The organism is Mycolicibacterium vinylchloridicum, assembly GCF_013404075.1.
GTDB lineage: Bacteria > Actinomycetota > Actinomycetes > Mycobacteriales > Mycobacteriaceae > Mycobacterium > Mycobacterium vinylchloridicum.
Genome location: NZ_JACBJQ010000006.1, coordinates 1 through 16,891, shown reverse-complemented (window position 1 = coordinate 16,891; position 16,891 = coordinate 1). Strand labels below are relative to the sequence as shown.

At 65.9% G+C, this 16,891-nt stretch carries 15 protein-coding genes and 1 pseudogene; 12 read left to right on the top strand and 4 right to left on the bottom strand.

Going from position 1 to position 16,891, the window contains the following annotated elements; genetic code table 11:
• Positions 1 to 96 precede the first annotated feature (96 nt).
• The 3 genes from HPC46_RS07170 to HPC46_RS07160 all read left to right on the top strand — a co-directional run bounded on the left by HPC46_RS07170 (position 97) and on the right by HPC46_RS07160 (position 3,672).
• A complete protein-coding gene (locus HPC46_RS07170) occupies positions 97 to 1,788 on the top strand; it encodes a circularly permuted type 2 ATP-grasp protein (RefSeq protein WP_179468278.1) in 1,692 nt (563 codons plus the stop codon).
• Positions 1,788 to 2,765 carry an alpha-E domain-containing protein gene (locus HPC46_RS07165; protein WP_179468276.1) on the top strand — a complete coding sequence of 326 codons (978 nt, stop codon included), beginning with the start codon at positions 1,788 to 1,790 and terminating at the stop codon, positions 2,763 to 2,765. The genes HPC46_RS07170 and HPC46_RS07165 overlap by 1 nt, the downstream gene beginning before the upstream one ends.
• 67 nt (positions 2,766 to 2,832) lie before the next feature.
• Positions 2,833 to 3,672, top strand: a complete 840-nt coding sequence (locus HPC46_RS07160; RefSeq protein WP_179468274.1) for a transglutaminase family protein — start codon at positions 2,833 to 2,835, stop codon at positions 3,670 to 3,672.
• Here the strand turns inward: HPC46_RS07160 and HPC46_RS07155 are convergent.
• Positions 3,612 to 5,162, bottom strand: coding sequence for a PepSY-associated TM helix domain-containing protein (locus HPC46_RS07155; RefSeq protein ID WP_179468272.1), 1,551 nt, complete (start codon positions 5,160 to 5,162; stop codon positions 3,612 to 3,614). The two genes, HPC46_RS07160 and HPC46_RS07155, sit on opposite strands and share 61 nt — an antisense overlap.
• A 27-nt stretch (positions 5,163 to 5,189) precedes the next feature.
• Positions 5,190 to 6,020: a ribonuclease Z gene (locus HPC46_RS07150; RefSeq protein ID WP_179468270.1), complete on the bottom strand. Its 831-nt coding sequence runs from the start codon at positions 6,018 to 6,020 to the stop codon at positions 5,190 to 5,192.
• 269 nt (positions 6,021 to 6,289) lie between these two features.
• Here HPC46_RS07150 and HPC46_RS07145 point away from each other — a divergent pair, with 269 nt between their 5' ends.
• The 4 genes from HPC46_RS07145 (at position 6,290) to HPC46_RS07130 (ending at position 10,353) form a co-directional block, all read left to right on the top strand.
• Positions 6,290 to 7,453, top strand: coding sequence for an aromatic ring-hydroxylating oxygenase subunit alpha (locus HPC46_RS07145; protein ID WP_179468268.1), 1,164 nt, complete (start codon positions 6,290 to 6,292; stop codon positions 7,451 to 7,453).
• A 10-nt stretch (positions 7,454 to 7,463) separates the two neighbouring features.
• Complete coding sequence (glnT, locus tag HPC46_RS07140) at positions 7,464 to 8,834, top strand: type III glutamate--ammonia ligase (RefSeq protein ID WP_179468266.1); 1,371 nt, start codon at positions 7,464 to 7,466, stop codon at positions 8,832 to 8,834.
• Positions 8,834 to 9,577 (top strand): creatininase family protein, encoded by a 744-nt coding sequence (locus HPC46_RS07135; RefSeq protein WP_179468264.1) that lies wholly within the window; start codon positions 8,834 to 8,836, stop codon positions 9,575 to 9,577. The genes glnT and HPC46_RS07135 overlap by 1 nt, the downstream gene beginning before the upstream one ends.
• 62 nt (positions 9,578 to 9,639) lie before the next feature.
• Positions 9,640 to 10,353, top strand: a complete 714-nt coding sequence (locus HPC46_RS07130; RefSeq protein WP_325096589.1) for a TetR/AcrR family transcriptional regulator — start codon at positions 9,640 to 9,642, stop codon at positions 10,351 to 10,353.
• 6 nt (positions 10,354 to 10,359) lie between these two features.
• On the opposite strand, the gene HPC46_RS07125 is transcribed toward HPC46_RS07130, so the two are convergent.
• Complete coding sequence (locus tag HPC46_RS07125; protein WP_179468262.1) at positions 10,360 to 11,364, bottom strand: aldo/keto reductase; 1,005 nt, start codon at positions 11,362 to 11,364, stop codon at positions 10,360 to 10,362.
• Positions 11,365 to 11,471: 107 nt separating this feature from the next.
• Between HPC46_RS07125 and HPC46_RS07120 the strand changes: the two genes are divergently transcribed.
• Positions 11,472 to 11,906, top strand: a complete 435-nt coding sequence (locus HPC46_RS07120; RefSeq protein WP_005144921.1) for a CBS domain-containing protein — start codon at positions 11,472 to 11,474, stop codon at positions 11,904 to 11,906.
• Here HPC46_RS07120 and HPC46_RS07115 read toward each other — a convergent pair.
• Positions 11,903 to 12,502, bottom strand: coding sequence for a type II toxin-antitoxin system PemK/MazF family toxin (locus tag HPC46_RS07115; RefSeq protein ID WP_179468260.1), 600 nt, complete (start codon positions 12,500 to 12,502; stop codon positions 11,903 to 11,905). The two genes, HPC46_RS07120 and HPC46_RS07115, sit on opposite strands and share 4 nt — an antisense overlap.
• Before the next feature lie 43 nt (positions 12,503 to 12,545).
• On the opposite strand from HPC46_RS07115, the gene lepA reads away from it, so the two are divergent.
• From lepA to HPC46_RS07095, 4 genes and pseudogenes are all read left to right on the top strand, one after another.
• Entirely contained in the window at positions 12,546 to 14,480 is a 1,935-nt protein-coding gene (lepA, locus tag HPC46_RS07110) for a translation elongation factor 4 (protein ID WP_407665475.1), read from the top strand.
• Positions 14,481 to 14,533: 53 nt separating this feature from the next.
• Complete coding sequence (locus HPC46_RS07105) at positions 14,534 to 15,253, top strand: sensor domain-containing protein (RefSeq protein ID WP_179468258.1); 720 nt, start codon at positions 14,534 to 14,536, stop codon at positions 15,251 to 15,253.
• 49 nt (positions 15,254 to 15,302) lie between these two features.
• Entirely contained in the window at positions 15,303 to 16,007 is a 705-nt protein-coding gene (locus HPC46_RS07100; RefSeq protein ID WP_179468256.1) for a sensor domain-containing protein, read from the top strand.
• A gap of 424 nt (positions 16,008 to 16,431) precedes the next feature.
• A pseudogene (locus tag HPC46_RS07095) lies at positions 16,432 to 16,782 on the top strand (IS110 family transposase); the annotation flags it as partial.
• Positions 16,783 to 16,891 lie beyond the last annotated feature (109 nt).

Below are 16,891 nucleotides of genomic sequence, written 5' to 3'. Positions count from 1 at the left end.
TGCAGCGACTGTTCAGGGTACCAGTCTGGGCATCAATCTCCCAAAGCGGAGCTCACTGGCCTGCCGAAACGGCGATGTTGCGGCAGCATGTGACGGGTGAGCCTTCGTACCCTGCCTTCGGAAGCCAGCCGGTCGTCACGCAACGGTTCGCGACAGCCGCATAAACACGACCATATCTTCGGCGGCTACAACAACATGGGCTCATACGCCAAGGCCTTCGACGAGATGTTCGACAACCAGGGCAACGTCCGCGGGCCGTACAAGGGGATCTTCGCCGAACTCGCCCCGTCGGACGCCGAGGAGCTGGAAGCCAGGGCCGAGGCGCTCGGCCGCGCCTTCATTGACCAGGGCATCACCTTCTCGCTGTCCGGTCAGGAGCGGCCATTCCCGCTCGACTTGGTGCCCCGCGTCATCTCCGCCGCCGAATGGTCCCGGCTCGAGCGCGGCATCACCCAGCGGGTCAAGGCGCTGGAGATGTACCTCGACGACATCTACGGCGACCAGGAGATCCTGCGCGACGGCGTCATCCCGCGCCGGTTGATCACGTCCTGCGAGCACTTCCACCGGCAGGCCGCCGGGATCAATCCGCCCAACGGGGTGCGCATCCACGTTGCCGGCATCGACCTGGTCCGTGACGCCCAGGGCACGTTCCGGGTGCTGGAGGACAACCTGCGTTCACCGTCGGGCGTCTCCTATGTCATGGAGAACCGGCGCACGATGGCACGGGTCTTCCCGAATCTGTTCGCCACCCACCGGGTGCGCGCGGTCGGCGACTACTCGTCGCACCTGCTTCGGGCGCTGCGCAACGCCGCGGCAACCAACGAGGCCGACCCCACCGTCGTCGTCCTGACCCCGGGCCCGTTCAACTCCGCCTACTTCGAGCACTCCCTGCTGGCCCGCCAGATGGGTGTCGAACTGGTCGAGGGCCGCGATCTGTTCTGTCGCGACAACGTCGTCTACATGCGCACCACCGAGGGTGAGCGCCAGGTCGACGTGATCTACCGCCGCATCGACGACGACTTCCTCGATCCGATGCAGTTCCGCCCCGACTCCGTGCTGGGGGTGGCGGGCCTGCTCAACGCCGCACGCGCCGGCAATGTGGTGATCTCCAGCGCGGTCGGTAACGGCGTCGGCGACGACAAGCTGGTCTACACCTATGTGCCGACCATCATCGAGTACTACCTCGGCGAAAAGCCGTCGCTGGCCAACGTCGACACGCTGCGCTGCTGGCTCGACAACGAACGCGAAGAGGTCCTCGACCGACTCGACGAGCTCGTGATCAAACCGGTCGAGGGCTCCGGCGGGTACGGGATCGTGTTCGGCCCGGACGCCTCGGAAAAGGAACTGGCCACGATTCGTAAGAAGGTCATCGGCGACCCGCGCGGCTGGATCGCGCAGCCGGTGGTGCAGTTGTCCACGGTGCCGACCAAGGTCGGGGATGCGCTGGCGCCGCGGCACGTCGACCTGCGACCGTTCGCCGTCAACGACGGCGAGGAGGTGTGGGTGCTGCCCGGCGGCCTGACCCGCACCGCATTGATCGAGGGCTCGCTGGTGGTGAATTCCAGTCAGGGCGGCGGGTCCAAGGACACCTGGGTGCTGGCCTCGAAGACGTCGGTGGCGGCCCGCGAGCTCGGCGCCGCCGAGGTCGTCCGCAAGATCCCCAAACCCGCCAAGAATCCGGTGGCCGAGAAGGGCTCCGAATCCTCCGGTCAGCAGCAGCAAGGCCAGCAACAGCAAGGACAGCAACAAGGCCAGCAACAGCAACAGCAGCAGCAGGTGATGCACTGATGTTGGCCCGCAATGCCGAAGCGCTCTATTGGATCGGCCGCTACGTGGAACGGGCCGACGACACCGCCCGCATCCTCGACATCACGGTCCACCAGCTCCTCGAGGACTCCAGCGTCGACCCCGACCAGACGTCCCGCATCTTGCTGCAGGTGTTGGGCATCGAGCCGCCCAAACATCAGCTCGACCTGTGGTCGCTGACCGATCTGGTGGCGTTCAGCCGAGATCTGGAAGGCGGCTGCTCGATCGTCGATGCGATCTCGGCGGCGCGTGAAAACGCCCGCTCTGCACGGGAAGTCACCTCCTCGGACATGTGGGAGTGCCTGAACACCACCTACAATGCGCTGGCCGAACGTGAGCGCGCGGCTCGCAGGCTCGGCCCGCACGAGTTTTTCAGCTTCATCGAGGGCCGGGCGGCGATGTTCGCGGGACTGGCCGACTCCACATTGTCCCGCGACGACGGCTACCGCTTCCTCGTGCTGGGCCGCGCGATCGAGCGCGTCGATATGACGGTGCGGCTCTTGCTGTCCCGGGTCGGGGACAGCGCCTCTTCGCCGGCATGGGTGACGGTGTTGCGCTCGGCCGGCGCCCACGACACCTACTTGCGTACCTACCGCGGTGTGCTCGACGCCAGTCGGGTCGTCGAATTCATGTTGCTGGACCGGCTTTTCCCGCGGTCGATCTACTACTCGCTCAAGCTGGCCGAGCACAGTCTCGACGAGCTCATGCACCGTGCGCACAACCGAGTCGGCTCCACCGCAGAAGCTCAGCGGCTGCTGGGCAGGGCGCGCAGCGAGCTGGAATTCATCCAACCCGGCGTGCTGCTCGAGTCGCTGGAAGAACGGCTCGCGAGCCTGCAGGAGACCTGCCGCGACGTCGGAGAAGCGGTGGCGCTGCAGTACTTCCACTCCGCCCCGTGGGTGGCGTGGTCGGATGCCGGGCAGCACGGCGCGCTGGTCATCGAAGAAGGGGAGATCTGACGTTGATGAGCGCTTGTGCAGCGATGAGCCTCTCGGGCGAAGAGCCGACGAAGAAGAGGAGCAGCTGATGTGGCGGATGCGGGTAGTGCACGCGACGGGCTATGCCTACAAATCGCCGGTCACGGCTTCTTACAACGAAGCGCGGCTCACGCCGCGCTCGGATTCACGGCAGAACGTCATCCTCAACCGCGTCGAGACCATTCCGGCCACTCGGTCCTACCGCTACGTCGACTATTGGGGCACTGCGGTAACGGCTTTCGACCTGCACGCGCCACACACCGAACTCGAGGTGACGGCATCGTCGGTGGTCGAGACCGAGGAGGACGAAGCCCCGACTGACGAAGTGTCCTGGAACGAGCTCGCTTCCGAGGCGGTTCGGGACCGCTTCGATGAGGTGCTCAGCGCCACCCACTACACCCCGGTGAGCAAGCGCCTCGAGCGGGTCGGCAGGCGCATCGTCAAGGAGAACGACCCGCAAGCGGCGGTTATCGCCGCCGCCCAGTGGGCGCATAGCGAACTGAACTACGTCCCCGGCACCACGGGTGTGCACTCCTCGGGCGTCGACGCCCTGCGCGAGGGGAAGGGTGTCTGCCAGGATTTCGCGCACCTGACACTGATTCTGTTGCGGAGCATGGGAATTCCGTCGCGCTACGTTTCGGGGTATCTACATCCCAAACGCAACGCGAAGGTCGGTGACACCGTCGACGGCCAGAGTCACGCCTGGATCCAGGCCTGGACGGGCAGTTGGTGGAACTACGACCCCACCAACGATTCTCAGATCAACGAGCAGTACATCAGCGTCGGGGTCGGCCGCGACTACGCCGACGTGACCCCATTGAAGGGCATCTACTCCGGGGAGGGGTCCACCGACTTGGACGTGGTGGTGGAGGTCACCCGGCTGGCGTGATCACGCCGGGCGGCGATGATCGCCTCGGCGACGAGCACCACGATCAGCGAGATGCCGAACGCGGGGAACAAGATCCCGAGCACGATTGCGACGACGGCAACGGTCACCATCGCCCGCTTCGGTGTGTTGGTGCGCGTCGCCGCACTGGCCGGACCGGGCAGTCCGCTCTGTCCGGACGGGCGGCGCTTCCACCACATCAGTAGGCCCGTCAGCGCGCTGAGCAGGACGCCGAGGCAGGCGACGGTGGCCGAAATGCGTGTCAGCCAACCCATTTGGTTGCCCATGTGCATCGCGATCCCGAAACTGGTCAATTTCGACAGCGCGCCGTCCTGAGCGGCGGTCGCGTTGGTGATCGTCGCGCCGGTGAACTGGTTGAGGTACAGCGTGCGTTGTTCGGAGACCCGTTGCGGCCAGCGGTTGACCACGGTGTAGCTGCCGAACACCGTCGTGCCATCCTCGCTGGAGTCCGACGGCGGGAAGATCGAGTAGCCGGGCACCATGTGCTCGTCCTTCGCGATCTTGTCGATGTCGGCGTAGGACAGCCGGGCTGCACCGGTGCCGTCGGGTTGCGAGGCATAGATCGGATCGTCGGTCGCCGCCCAGGCGATGCGCCGGCCCAGCCGGTCGTAGTCGCCGAGCTTCGCCGGAGTCGAGGGAGCATCGATCTCGCTCGAGGGCGTGACTGTGGCGGTGACCGCTCGCCAGTTCTCACCCCAGTAGCGCGTCCAGGTCATCCCGGACAGGACGTAGCCGGCCAGGATGACGGCAATGATCACGCCGGTCAGCGCGTGCACGTCACGCCACCGGACCCGGCCACCTTGTCGCCACCGGACCTTCAGCAGCGGCTTGGCGGCCTCGATCGCCCGCGGCCACCACAGATAGATGCCGGTGCCCAGCAGCACCAGAATCCACGTCGCAGTCAGCTCCATCCAGAGGTTGCCGATCCCGACCGGGATCGTGGACTCGGGATACGCCGACGGGTTGATCAGGTGTCCCAAGGACGGCAGCTGCACGTGCGGCCCGTCGTTGCCGAACATCCGGTGCAGCTGATTGGCCCAGCCGACCAAACCGGACAGCTGATCGCGCTGGCCCAGATACGCGCCGGTGTACGGATCCACGAACACCTGGATCACGTTGGCCTCGGCCTGCGGATAGCCCTGCGCGTCGGCGGCCGAGAAGTCCATGCGTGTCGACCCGGTCGGACTGTCAGGCGGGGTGACCGCCTCGAGTGTGTCGGTGGCGCTGACGTGTTGCTTGGCGGTGGCGACCTGGGCGTCCAGCGGCACGGTCTCCGGTCCCGGCTCGACCACCAGCAGGTGTTTGTTGGTCCAGGCGTCCAGCGGCTGGCTGTAGAGGATCACCAGCCCGGAGCAGGCCAGGACCACCAGGACCGGGGCCGCGAACAATCCCACCCAGAAGTGCAGCCGCCAGATCCGGCGCAGCACCGCGGAGTCAGCGCGTCGTGTCGAGGGTTCTGCCGTCGTCGTCATCGCACATCAGTCGTGCGCGGCGGTGGTTTAGTTCCCGATGGACACCTGGAGCAGATCGTCGCCGATTTCCACCGGTCCGCTGAACTCGGTGGCAGCCAGTGCGCGCCACTGATCCTCCTGCCCGGGAACCAGCGGCGGCACGTAATGGGTGAGCACCAGCGTGCCGACCCCGGCGCGGGCCGCGGTGGCCGCGGCCTGCTCGACCGACGAGTGGTAGTCGAGGATGTCGCGGAGACGTTGCAGCGGTATCTGCTGGACCAGGTCTGCGCGGATCACCGTGTGTACCAGGGCGTCGGCTCCCTGCGCCAGCGTGTCCAGGCTGGTGCACGGCACGGTGTCACCGGCCAGCACCACCGTCGCGCCGTCGTGTTCGACGCGGAAGCCCAGCGTCGGTTCGACCGGCCGGTGGTCGGTGGGTGCGGCGGTGATCCGGACACCGCCCTCGTCCCATACCTGGCCCTCGGTGTACTCGTACACCTGAATCGAGGGCGGTTCGGTGATGTCGGGGTGATGGTGGATCCGGTAGGAGATGTCGGGTGCCAGCGCGGCCAGCGTCGCGTCGACGACGGCCTTGGTGCCCGGCGGGCCGATGATCGGCAGCGGGGTGGGCACGAACGTCGTCACCCAGCGGGTGGTGATGACGTCGGACAAATCGGTGATGTGGTCGCTGTGCAGGTGCGTCAGCAGCAGCGCGGTGACGTTGGCCGCGCCGACACCGGCTGCGGCGGCCCGCATCAGCGCCCCGCGCCCGCAGTCCACCAGGAACAGTTGTTCGCCGGCTTTGACCAGGGTCGACGGTCCGGCGCGGTTCGGGTCGATCATCGGACTTCCAGTGCCCAGCAGCGTGATGTCGATCATGGCGTCATTAGTACCCCGCTGGGACGTGACAGAGCGGCAATTGAACCCCGTTGGTCCGGCGTGCCGAGCTATTTTCAATAGCCTATTGAGGCCTTCCGGCCAGAACCGGTCGCTAAATCTCGTGATCACCACTCGATCGGCGTAATGAGTTTCAATAGGTCATTCACTGATCGGAAACAGCACAGTTACAGACGGCCCGTACCGTCGACACTGTCACGACGCCTGTGGCGGCCATCGCTCGCTTTTCCATCGCAACACGAGGAACGGCAATGTCATTCGATTACTCCCGACTCGCCACCACCTGCGCGGTGGACTCGCCTGAGAACGCCATCACCCTGCCGCCGGAGGCCTACGGCAGCGACGACCTCTACGCCGACGAGGTCGATCGCATCTTCAAGCGTGGCTGGATTCCGCTGTGCCGGACCGAGCAGCTCGCCACGCCGGGCAGCTACTACAGCATCGACATCCTCGGCATGCCGTTGGTGGTGACCCGCGACCGCAACGACGACATCCGGGTGTTGTCCCGCAACTGCACCCATCGCTGGATGGAGGTATGCAGTGGTGCCGGCGCGGCCGGGGTGCTGCAATGCCCCTACCACCTCTGGTCCTTCGGCCTGGACGGCCATCTGGCGGGCGCGCCGGAGATGAAGCAGTCCGCGGGATTCGAGCGGAAAGACTGGGCGCTCAAGCAGTTCCGTCACGACGTGTGGAAAGGCTTCGTGTTCGTCAACATCGACGGCCAGGCAAGCCCCGTCGCCGAGCAGTATGCGGCCCTCGAACCGGTCGTCGATCCCTACGATTTCGAGAACTACCAGACCGTCGAGCAGACCGAGTGGGGAATCTGCGACTGGGACTGGAAGATCATGGTGGACAACTTCATGGAGTGCTACCACCACATGGGCCCGCACCGCGGCTCGCTGGAGGAGCAGTTCCCGGCGGCGCTGAGCTACACCGGCGAGGTCGGCGACTACTTCACCACGATGTGGTCGCAGCAGGCGCCCGGCTATCCCGCGGACCCGCCGTTCTTGTCGCCGGGCGCGCCGACGTTGAGTCCCGAACATTCGCACAAGTCACTCATCTTCATCGCCTACCCGTTGTTGCAGATCGCCATGGGGCCCGGCTACTTCTACTGGCTCAAGGTTCTTCCGGTCGGTGCCGGCAAGATCGACCTGTTCCTCGACATCTGCATGTCACCGGCCGCGCTGGCCGCGCCGGGCCTCGACGCCCGTCGTAGTGAGCTGATCAAGATGATCTGCGATATCCATCGCGAAGACCTCGACGTCTGCGCGGCGGTACAGCGGGCGATCCGGTCGGGGGTGAGCTCCACCGGTCGCCTGTCACATCTGGAACGTCCGCTCTGGGAGTTCTACCGCTATCTCGGGCGCGAGCTCGGAATCATCGGCAAGACAGACGATCTCGCCTCGGCAGGCTGAAAGGGAAACGATGACCGCCACGCTCAACGGCAAGACCCAGCACGCGCAAGTGGACGAGGTGGCCGAGAAGCTCACCGCAGCCGGAGTCCGCTACGCGGCGATCAGCTTCGTCGACATGCACGGCAAACCGAAGGCGAAGATGGTTCCGCTCGGCCATCTGCACCAGGCCGCACTCGGGTCGGAGATGTTCACCGGCGCCGCGCTGGATGGGGTGCCCCAGGATGTCAACGACGACGAGGTCGCTCCGCACCCGGACCTCAGCGCCGCGATCATCATGCCGTTCAACCGCGAGATCGCTTGGTTTCCTGGCGATCTGTGGATCGGAACCACACCTTTCGAGGCGTGCAGCAGGCAGATCCTCAAGCGGGTGACGGCTGACGCGGCGTCGCTGGGCTACACGTTCAACCTCGGCATCGAAACCGAGTTCTTCTTGCTGTCCGACAGCTCCGGCGTACCGGAGCCCGCCAGCACGGACGACAACCTCGACAAGCCGTGCTACGACCTGAGGGGCATGCTGCACAACTTCGGTGTGGTGGACGAGATTGTCACATCGATGAACGAATTGGGCTGGGATGTCTACTCATTCGACCATGAAGACGGCAACGGGCAGTTCGAGACCGACTTCACCTACACCGACGTCGTCTCGATGGCTGACCGCTTCGTCTTCTTCCGGATGATGGTCGGTGAAATCGCTCGCAAGCACGGCCTGTTCGCGTCCTGGATGCCCAAACCGTTCGCCGACCGGACCGGTAGCGGCGCGCACTACAACATGTCCCTGGCAACCCCCGACGGGGTGAACGCGTTCGCCGCTCCCGATGATCCGCGCGGCTGCGGCCTGTCCGAACTCGGCTATCAGTTCATCGCAGGCGTGCTGCGGCACGCCCCGGCGATCTGCGCGGTGATCGCGCCGACCGTCAACAGTTACAAGCGGCTCGTCAAGCAGGGCAGCATGTCCGGACTGACCTGGGCGCCGGTATTCGCCTGCTACGGCGACAACAACCGCACCAACATGTTGCGAATCCCCAGGGGCGGCGGCCGGGTCGAATGCCGGGCCGCCGACAGTGCCAACAATCCCTACCTCGGTGGGGCGCTGATGCTGGCGGCCGGACTGGAAGGTGTCCGCGAAGGGCTCGACCCCGGAGAGCCCAACCGCGACAACCTCTACCGGCTCTCCGAAGCCGAGCTGATCGACCGCGGGATCAGCTGGCTGCCCCGTTCGCTCGGTGAGGCGATCGAGGCGATGGAGGCAGACCCGCTGGTGCGCAACGTGTTCGGACCGGAGATGTACGACTCGTTCATCTCCGAGAAGAAGTTGGAGTGGGATTCGTTCAACGCCCACGTGTCGTCGTGGGAGTCAGAGCGTTATCTGCGGTTCTTCTGATGGGCAGCAGCTGGGAGGAGCTGAACTCGGTCCAGATCGCAGCGCGCCTGGCCCACGACCCCGACACGGTGGCCCTGATCCCGGTCGGTGCCACCGAACAGCACGGACCGCATCTGCCGGTCGGCACCGACACCATCATGGCCGTCGCGGTGGCCGAGGCCGCCGCCGGTGACGTGGCGCTGGTGTTGCCGCCGCTGGCCTTCGGCGCCAGCTTCTTTCACGGCACCGAGCTCGCAGGTACCGTCGCGTTCACCGGGGAGGAGACCGCGGCGGCCGCCGTGCGCGTCGCGCAGGCCTGTGTGCATTCCGGGGTACGCCGGATCCTGTTCGTCAACGGCCACGTCGGCAACTCCGCACCCCTCTGGCTGGCCTGCGACACGTTCCGGCGGATACACCCCGATCGCCGCATCGGTGTCATGCAGTGGTGGGATCTCACGCCCGACATCTCCCGCCGAGCCACCGAGGACGCAGTCGACTGGCACGCCAACGCGGCCGAGACCGCGCTGATGCTGGTGGTGCGGCCCGAACTGGTCGACACCGATGCGATGCTGACCGCCGACGATCCCGATCGCACCGCGGGCACGGTGTTCCGTTATCCGGTCCAACAGGTTTCGACAAACGGGGTGACCGGATTCCCGTCGCGCGCGTCGAAGGCGTTCGGCCTCGAGCTGTGGCGAGATGTCGTGGCTGCCGCCCGCGATGTGGTCGACCGGGCGCACTCCGAGGTCCCACCGCGCCGATGACGCCCGATTCCGCCGGTCCGGAGCTGACGGTGATCGGCCATGATCACCGTACAATTCGCGGCGTGCCGAGATCCATCGGACGACCCCGCAACGACGCCGAGTCGACGGCGAGGACGTCGCCGCGCGCCGGGATCGTCAACGCCGCGACCCGGCTGTTCTCCGAAAAGGGTTACGCGCAAACCACGATGAGCGATATCGCGCGGGCCGCAGGACTTCAGCAGTCGTCGCTCTACTACTGGTTCCGCAACAAGGAGCAGCTGCTGGGGGAGACGCTGCTGGTGAACCGGGCGCCGCTGAAGTTCATTTCCGGCGTCGGCGCCGGTTCCGGATCGCCTGCGGTCAAGCTGTACCGGCTGTTGCGCTTCGACACCATGCAGCTGGCGTTGTCGCCGATCGACTTCAACGAGATCCAACGGATCGCCCACGACCAGCGCACCGAATTCCACCAGTTCTGGACCGACTACGAACGGCTCAAAGACTGGGTGGCCGACCTGATCGGCGCGGCGATCGCCGAAGGCAAGTTCATCGACTGCGATCGGGAGGAGACGGCCGGGCTGTTGCTGAACTTCGACGAGGGCGCCCAGAAACGCACCCGGCTGCACACCGACGAAGGCGACCGCGTCGCCGAAGCGATCCGGGTTGCCGAACAGGTCGCGGTCATCTCGGTTCGGGGTCTACTGAAGCGCCCCAGCGAAATCGGCCGGATCACTAGTCAGGCCGCACAATTCGACGATGCCGCAATGGCGTTGCGGGTCAGCCAGTCCCTATCGGAGTGAGCGCATTCACTCGCGGGCCGAGGACACCCAGCCCGGGTCGATCGAGCGGTGGCCGGACACCTTGGCGCCTGCTGCTTCCAGCGTCTCCATCTGGTCGGCAGTCAGTGTCACCGACAGTGAGGCGGCGTTCTCGTCGACGCGCGCGGCCCGGCGAGTGCCGGGGATCGGCGACGAGGCCACCCCCAGCGCATCGGCCCGTTGCCGCAGCCACGCCAGCGCCACCTGGGCCGGCGTCGCGCCGACCTCCTCGGCGACCGAGGTGACCTCTTGCACCACAGCCAGATTCGCGTCCAGGACATCGGCGCCGAAGCGTGGCATGTAGCTGCGGAGGTCGCCGGCCGAGGTCAGGTCATCGGCCGACCGGACCGCGCCGGCGAGGAAGCCGCGCCCCAGCGGCGAATACGGGACGAATCCGACGCCGAGTTCGGCAGCGGCAGGCACCACATTGCGTTCGACGTCGCGGCTCCAGATCGACCATTCGCTCTGGACCGCCGCGATCGGGTGCACGGCCACGGCGGCGCGCAACTCGTCGGCGGTCACCTCGGAGAGCCCGAGATGGCGCACCTTGCCCGCGGCCACCAGTTCCGCCATCGCCCCGACGGTCTCCTCGATCGGCACCGACACATCCCGGCGGTGCATGTAGTAGAGGTCGACGGCATCGGTCTGCAGCCGCTCCAGGCTCTCGTCGATACTTGTGCGCACATACTCGGCGTCACCGCGGGCGATCCGCTTGCCGGTGGTCGGATCGCCGTCGATGCCGAACTTCGTCGCCAGCTGAACCTCGTCGCGGCGGTCGGCCAGCAGCCTGGCGATCAACTTCTCGTTGGCGCCGACGCCGTACACGTTGGCGGTGTCGATGAAGGTCACGCCCACGTCGAGGCAGTGATGCAGGGTGGCCAGCGATTCGGCGTCGTCGACCGCGCCGTAGACCGGTGTCAGCGCCATCCCGCCGAAACCGATCGCACTGACCGTCAGTCCGTCGCCCAACTGCGTCGTAGGCAGTGTGCCCATGCCGACCTCCTTCGTCCGTTCTGTCTTAACGCAACCATCGCGGTTTGCTTCCCGCGGGGGCGCGGAAAGTCTTAGCCTGGTGTGACATCCATCACTAGGGGGTGGCGATGCGTATCGCCGACATCCTGCGCACCAAGGGATCGACCGTGGCCACGGTCACCGAGACGACGACCGTCACCGGTCTGCTCGCCGAGTTGGTCATCCACAACATCGGCGCCATGGTCGTGGTCGGCCCCGACGGGCGTGTGGTGGGCATCGTCTCGGAGCGCGACGTGGTCCGCAAGCTGCACGATCACGGCCCTGAGCTGCTACGGAGCTCAGTGTCCGACATCATGAGCACAGTCGTGGTGACCTGCACGGCCGACGACCAGATCGACGACCTGAGCGCGTTGATGACCAACAACCGAGTACGCCACGTCCCGGTGATGCAGGGCGACCGGTTGGTCGGCATCGTCAGCATCGGCGACGTCGTGAAGAACCGGATGGAACAGCTGCAGGCCGAGCAGGAGCAGTTACAGGCCTACATCACGCAAGGCGGCTAGCTCCACGAATACTCGGCGCGCAGCCGCGCGGCGACCAGCTCGAACGTCGACTTCTCCAGGATTGCGCCCTCGCGGCGAATGCCCTCCTCGGGCACGTCGAGCACCCGGTCCAGCCGCACCCAGCTGGGCCGGCCGTCGTAGTCCCAGCTGCCGGTGCCGATACCGATCCAATTGCCGTCCTCGGCATGGTGGGCCTGGCTGGACAGCATCAGCCCCAGTAGCGTGCGTCGGTCGCGCCCGACCACCAGCACCGGCCGGTCCTTGCCTTTGGTCGGGTCATCCTCGTAGACCACCCAGGTCCAGACCACCTCGCCGGGATCCGCGCGCCCGTCGAGATCCGGTGCGTAGACCAGCCGGCGGGCGCGGTGCGCGGTCGGCACGCTGTTGTCGGTGACCGGCCGGCCGGCCGTGATCGCGGCGGGCCGCTCCTCGGTTGCCACCGAACCGGCCACCAGCGCTTCGATACCCAGCTTGAGACCCTGCTGGATGGTGCGCGGCACGGCCGGGGGGATCGGCAGCTGCCGGATGAATTTGGGTGCCTCGTTGAAGACGAGGTGCTCTGCGAACCTCTGGAACGTCTTCCACTGCGACGCCATTCTCGACAGCTTAGGCGGAACGCGGAGGCTCGGCTGCCGGCGATTGTGTTCCGAAGGGCCCCAGTCGATACCCTGGACAGACCCGAGGGCCCCCTCGAAGCACCACCCGACCAGGAGAAACACAATCAGCAGTTTCGCCGACAAGACTTTCACGGCGCCGGCGCAGATTCGGAACTTCTGCATCATCGCCCACATCGACCATGGGAAGTCCACGCTGGCCGACCGGATGCTCGGCATCACCGGGGTGGTCGCCGACCGTGACATGCGCGCGCAGTACCTCGACCGGATGGACATCGAGCGCGAACGCGGCATCACGATCAAGGCTCAGAACGTGCGGCTGCCCTGGAAAGTGGGCGACACCGATTACGTCCTGCACCTGATCGACACCCCGGGCCACGTCGACTTCACCTACGAGGTGTCGCGCGCGCTGGAGGCCTGCGAGGGTGCGGTGCTGTTGGTGGACGCCGCTCAGGGCATCGAGGCGCAGACCCTGGCCAATCTCTACCTGGCGCTGGACCGGGACCTGACGATCATCCCGGTGCTCAACAAGATCGACCTGCCCGCCGCCGACCCTGAGCGCTACGCCGCCGAAATCGCCCACATCATCGGTTGCGAGCCGGATGACGTGCTGCGGGTGTCCGGTAAGACCGGCGAGGGTGTCCCCGAGCTGCTCGACGAGGTGGTCCGGCTGATCCCAGCACCGGTCGGAGACGCCGACGCTCCCGCGCGAGCCATGATCTTCGACTCGGTGTACGACATCTACCGCGGTGTGGTGACCTACGTCCGAGTGGTCGACGGCAAGCTCAACCCGCGCGAGCGGATCAAGATGATGTCCACCGGCGCCACTCACGAACTGCTCGAGGTCGGCATCGTCTCGCCAGAACCCAAGCCCAGCGACGGCCTGGGCGTCGGCGAGGTCGGCTACCTGATCACCGGTGTGAAGGACGTTCGCCAGTCCAAGGTCGGTGACACGGTGACCACCGCCCGCCACGGCGCCACCGAGGCGCTGACGGGTTACCGCGAACCCAAGCCGATGGTCTATTCCGGGCTGTATCCGGTCGACGGCTCGGACTATCCGAATCTGCGTGAGGCGCTGGACAAGTTGCAGCTCAACGACGCCGCGCTCACCTACGAACCGGAAACGTCGGTGGCCCTGGGCTTCGGGTTCCGGTGCGGCTTCCTGGGCCTGCTGCACATGGAGATCACCCGCGAACGCCTCGAGCGTGAGTTCGACCTCGATCTGATCTCCACCTCGCCCAACGTCGTCTACCGGGTGATCAAGGACGACGACACCGAGCTCGTCGTCACCAACCCGTCGGACTGGCCTGAGGGCAAGGTCCGCGAGGTCTACGAGCCGGTGGTGAAGACCACGATCATCGCGCCGAGCGAATTCATCGGCACGATCATGGAGCTCTGCCAGTCCCGGCGCGGTGAACTCGGCGGCATGGACTACCTGTCGCCCGAACGTGTCGAACTGCGCTACACGATGCCGCTGGGGGAGATCATCTTCGACTTCTTCGACTCGCTGAAGTCGCGCACCCGCGGCTACGCCAGCCTGGACTACGAGGAGGCCGGCGAGCAGGAGGCCGCACTGGTCAAGGTGGACATCCTGCTGCAGGGCGAGGCCGTCGACGCGTTCAGTGCGATCGTGCACAAGGATTCGGCGCAGGCCTACGGCAACAAGATGACCACCAAGCTCAAGGAGCTGATCCCGCGCCAGCAGTTCGAGGTGCCGGTGCAGGCGGCCATCGGGTCGAGAATCATTGCGCGCGAGAATATCCGGGCCATCCGCAAGGATGTGCTCGCGAAGTGCTACGGCGGTGACATCACCCGTAAGCGCAAGCTGCTGGAGAAGCAGAAAGAGGGCAAGAAGCGGATGAAGACGATCGGGCGGGTCGACGTGCCGCAGGAAGCCTTCGTCGCCGCGCTGTCCACCGACGCCGGCGGAGACAAGACCGGCGACAAGGCGAAGAAGTAGTAGGGGGCGGCTCGATCACACGCGACCAACCCGTCGTTCGGGGGCGATCGACAGTGGGTGCCGTTGTCGGCATCGTCATGCTGGCGGGCTGCACGAGCATGGTCGACGGCACCGCGTCGCGCCAGGGCCCTGCAGGCTCGGTGCGTGACCTCGCCGCCGTCCTGCCCACCAGGGCCGAGGTCGGCCAGGCCGCGGGAAACCCCTTGCCCGACACCGACTTCCCGACAATCGGCGGAATTGACGTGTTGCCCAACGGGATTCGGGACAACGCGGGAGCCGATCCCATCGAATGCCTCGGCCCGATCACACCGTTCATGCGGGTGGTCTACGAGGGCGGCGACGTCCGTCGTGCCGCCTGGCAGGAATTCTCGAATTTCGGTGGCGGCCAGACGGTGTCCAGCGTGGACGCGGGTGTCGTCGAGCTCGGCTCCGAGACGGATGCACAACGTATGTTCGACGGTTTCGTCGCGCGGTGGAAGGAGTGCGAAGGTAAAACCGTACGCACCCCACTGCACAACCAGGCCGGTATCGAGCTGTATCAGAAGGTCACCGATGTGAAGGTGGACGGGCGGGTGTTGTCGGCGACAGTAATCAACTCAGACAACCAGGGCGACGCGGCGTTTCCCACCGAACGAGCCGTCGGTCTGGCCGCCGATTGTGTCATCGACGTCGACGCCGCGGTCACCGGCGGCACGGCGGCTCAGCGGCAGTCTTCGGGCCGGGCGGTCAGCCTGGTCAGGACCATGCAGGACAAGGTCATCCGAGGACGTTAATCCGGCGTTGGGGACACAGGAAACTCCCAGCCGGGGGACAATATCGAGCGTGAACCGTTGCGCGCCTGCGTTCTGCACCGCCGTCCTGGTCGGTGCATTGCTGTCCGGATGTGTGTCCACCGTCAGCGGCACGGCGTTGCGCGGCCAGGGCGGCGGTCCCGTTCCCACCGACGTGGCTCGCCTTGATGAGTCCGATCTCGACCGGGTCCTGCTCAGCTCCGGTGAGGTCAACGGCGTCATGGGTGCCACCGGAATCCGGGTGACCGCGTCAGCGCAGAGCTTGAGCGACAACTCCGACGGGGTGTCAGACATCGACTGCCTGGGCGCGATCTACGGCGCCGAGGAACTGGTCTACGGCGGCAGTGATTGGACGGCTGTACGTGATGAGGTGCTGCAGGAGCCGGACACCGACAACGAGCATTGGGTCGAGCAGATCGCGGTGCTCTATCCGTCGTCGGAGAAGGCGAGGGCGTTCGTCGAGGGATCCAGGACATCGTGGGAGAAGTGCAGCGGCACGTCGATCGACATCGACAACTCCGATGTGCACTCGACCTGGAAGATCGGCGAGGCCAACGTTTCTGGCGACATCCTGACCCAGCAGTCCACGCAGCGCTACGCCGGGGGATGGGGCTGCCAGCATGCGCTGGCGTCGGTGTCCAATGTGGTCGTGGAAGCCTGGGCGTGCAGCAACTCGATCGACGACGAGGCCGAGAGCATTGCCGCGGAGATGCTCGCGAACGCGGCGAAGAAGTAGCGTAAAGCTCAATTCGCCTCGTATGGCAATTAATTCGGCACGGATTTTGCCTGGCTGATCTCGCCTCGCTCAGGCGCGGGGATCAAGCCAACTAGACCGCTTCGTCACCCTTGCCTAGGAGGCGTTCTGGGTGGTGGTAGTCGTTGACGCCGCCGCGGAGCATGGGCAGGTTTGGTGGTGGGATCCCTAAGTTTGTAGGTGCAGTTGCAGCGTGTTGCTACGTTGTGTTGCAACCCGGTGGGTCGGGTGAGGCTGTGGTGGGATTGCCGAGCTCGACAAGTGCGGCTTGAATGGACTGGCCGCCCGACCCGCTTGGACTTCTCTGGCCGCTGATTGAGATCTGCGATGCGATCGCTGTTTTAGGGATGTGCTGGCGGGGTTGTCTGTGGGGATTATGTTGGCAGACAAGTGAAAAGGGGTGGCGATGGCGGCGGACCGGCTCTGGGTTGGTGTGGATGTCGGTAAGGAACATCACTGGGTCTGCGTGGTTGATGGCGCTGGCAAGCAGGTGCTCTCGCGCAAGCTCGTCAACGACGAGCACCCGATCGCTGCGGTGATCGCCGAGGTCGAGCAGCTGGGCCAGGAGGTGTCCTGGACGGTCGATCTGAGCTCGGTGTATGCCTCGTTGTTGTTGACGGTGCTGGCCGAGGCGGGCAAGCCGGTGCGGTATTTGGCGGGCCGTTCGGTGTGGCAGGCGTCGGCGACCTATCGTGGCGGGGAGGCCAAGACAGACGCTAAAGATGCCCGGGTGATCGCGGAGCATGTCCCGAGTCGCGTGGAATTTGGGTGACGATCCACGATGAACTCTAGGCGGCGGCACCGACAGATTTGGTGTCGGCGCCGGTGTCGGGGTGAGCGTGTCGGCGCAGGGCGTCGACGAGCTG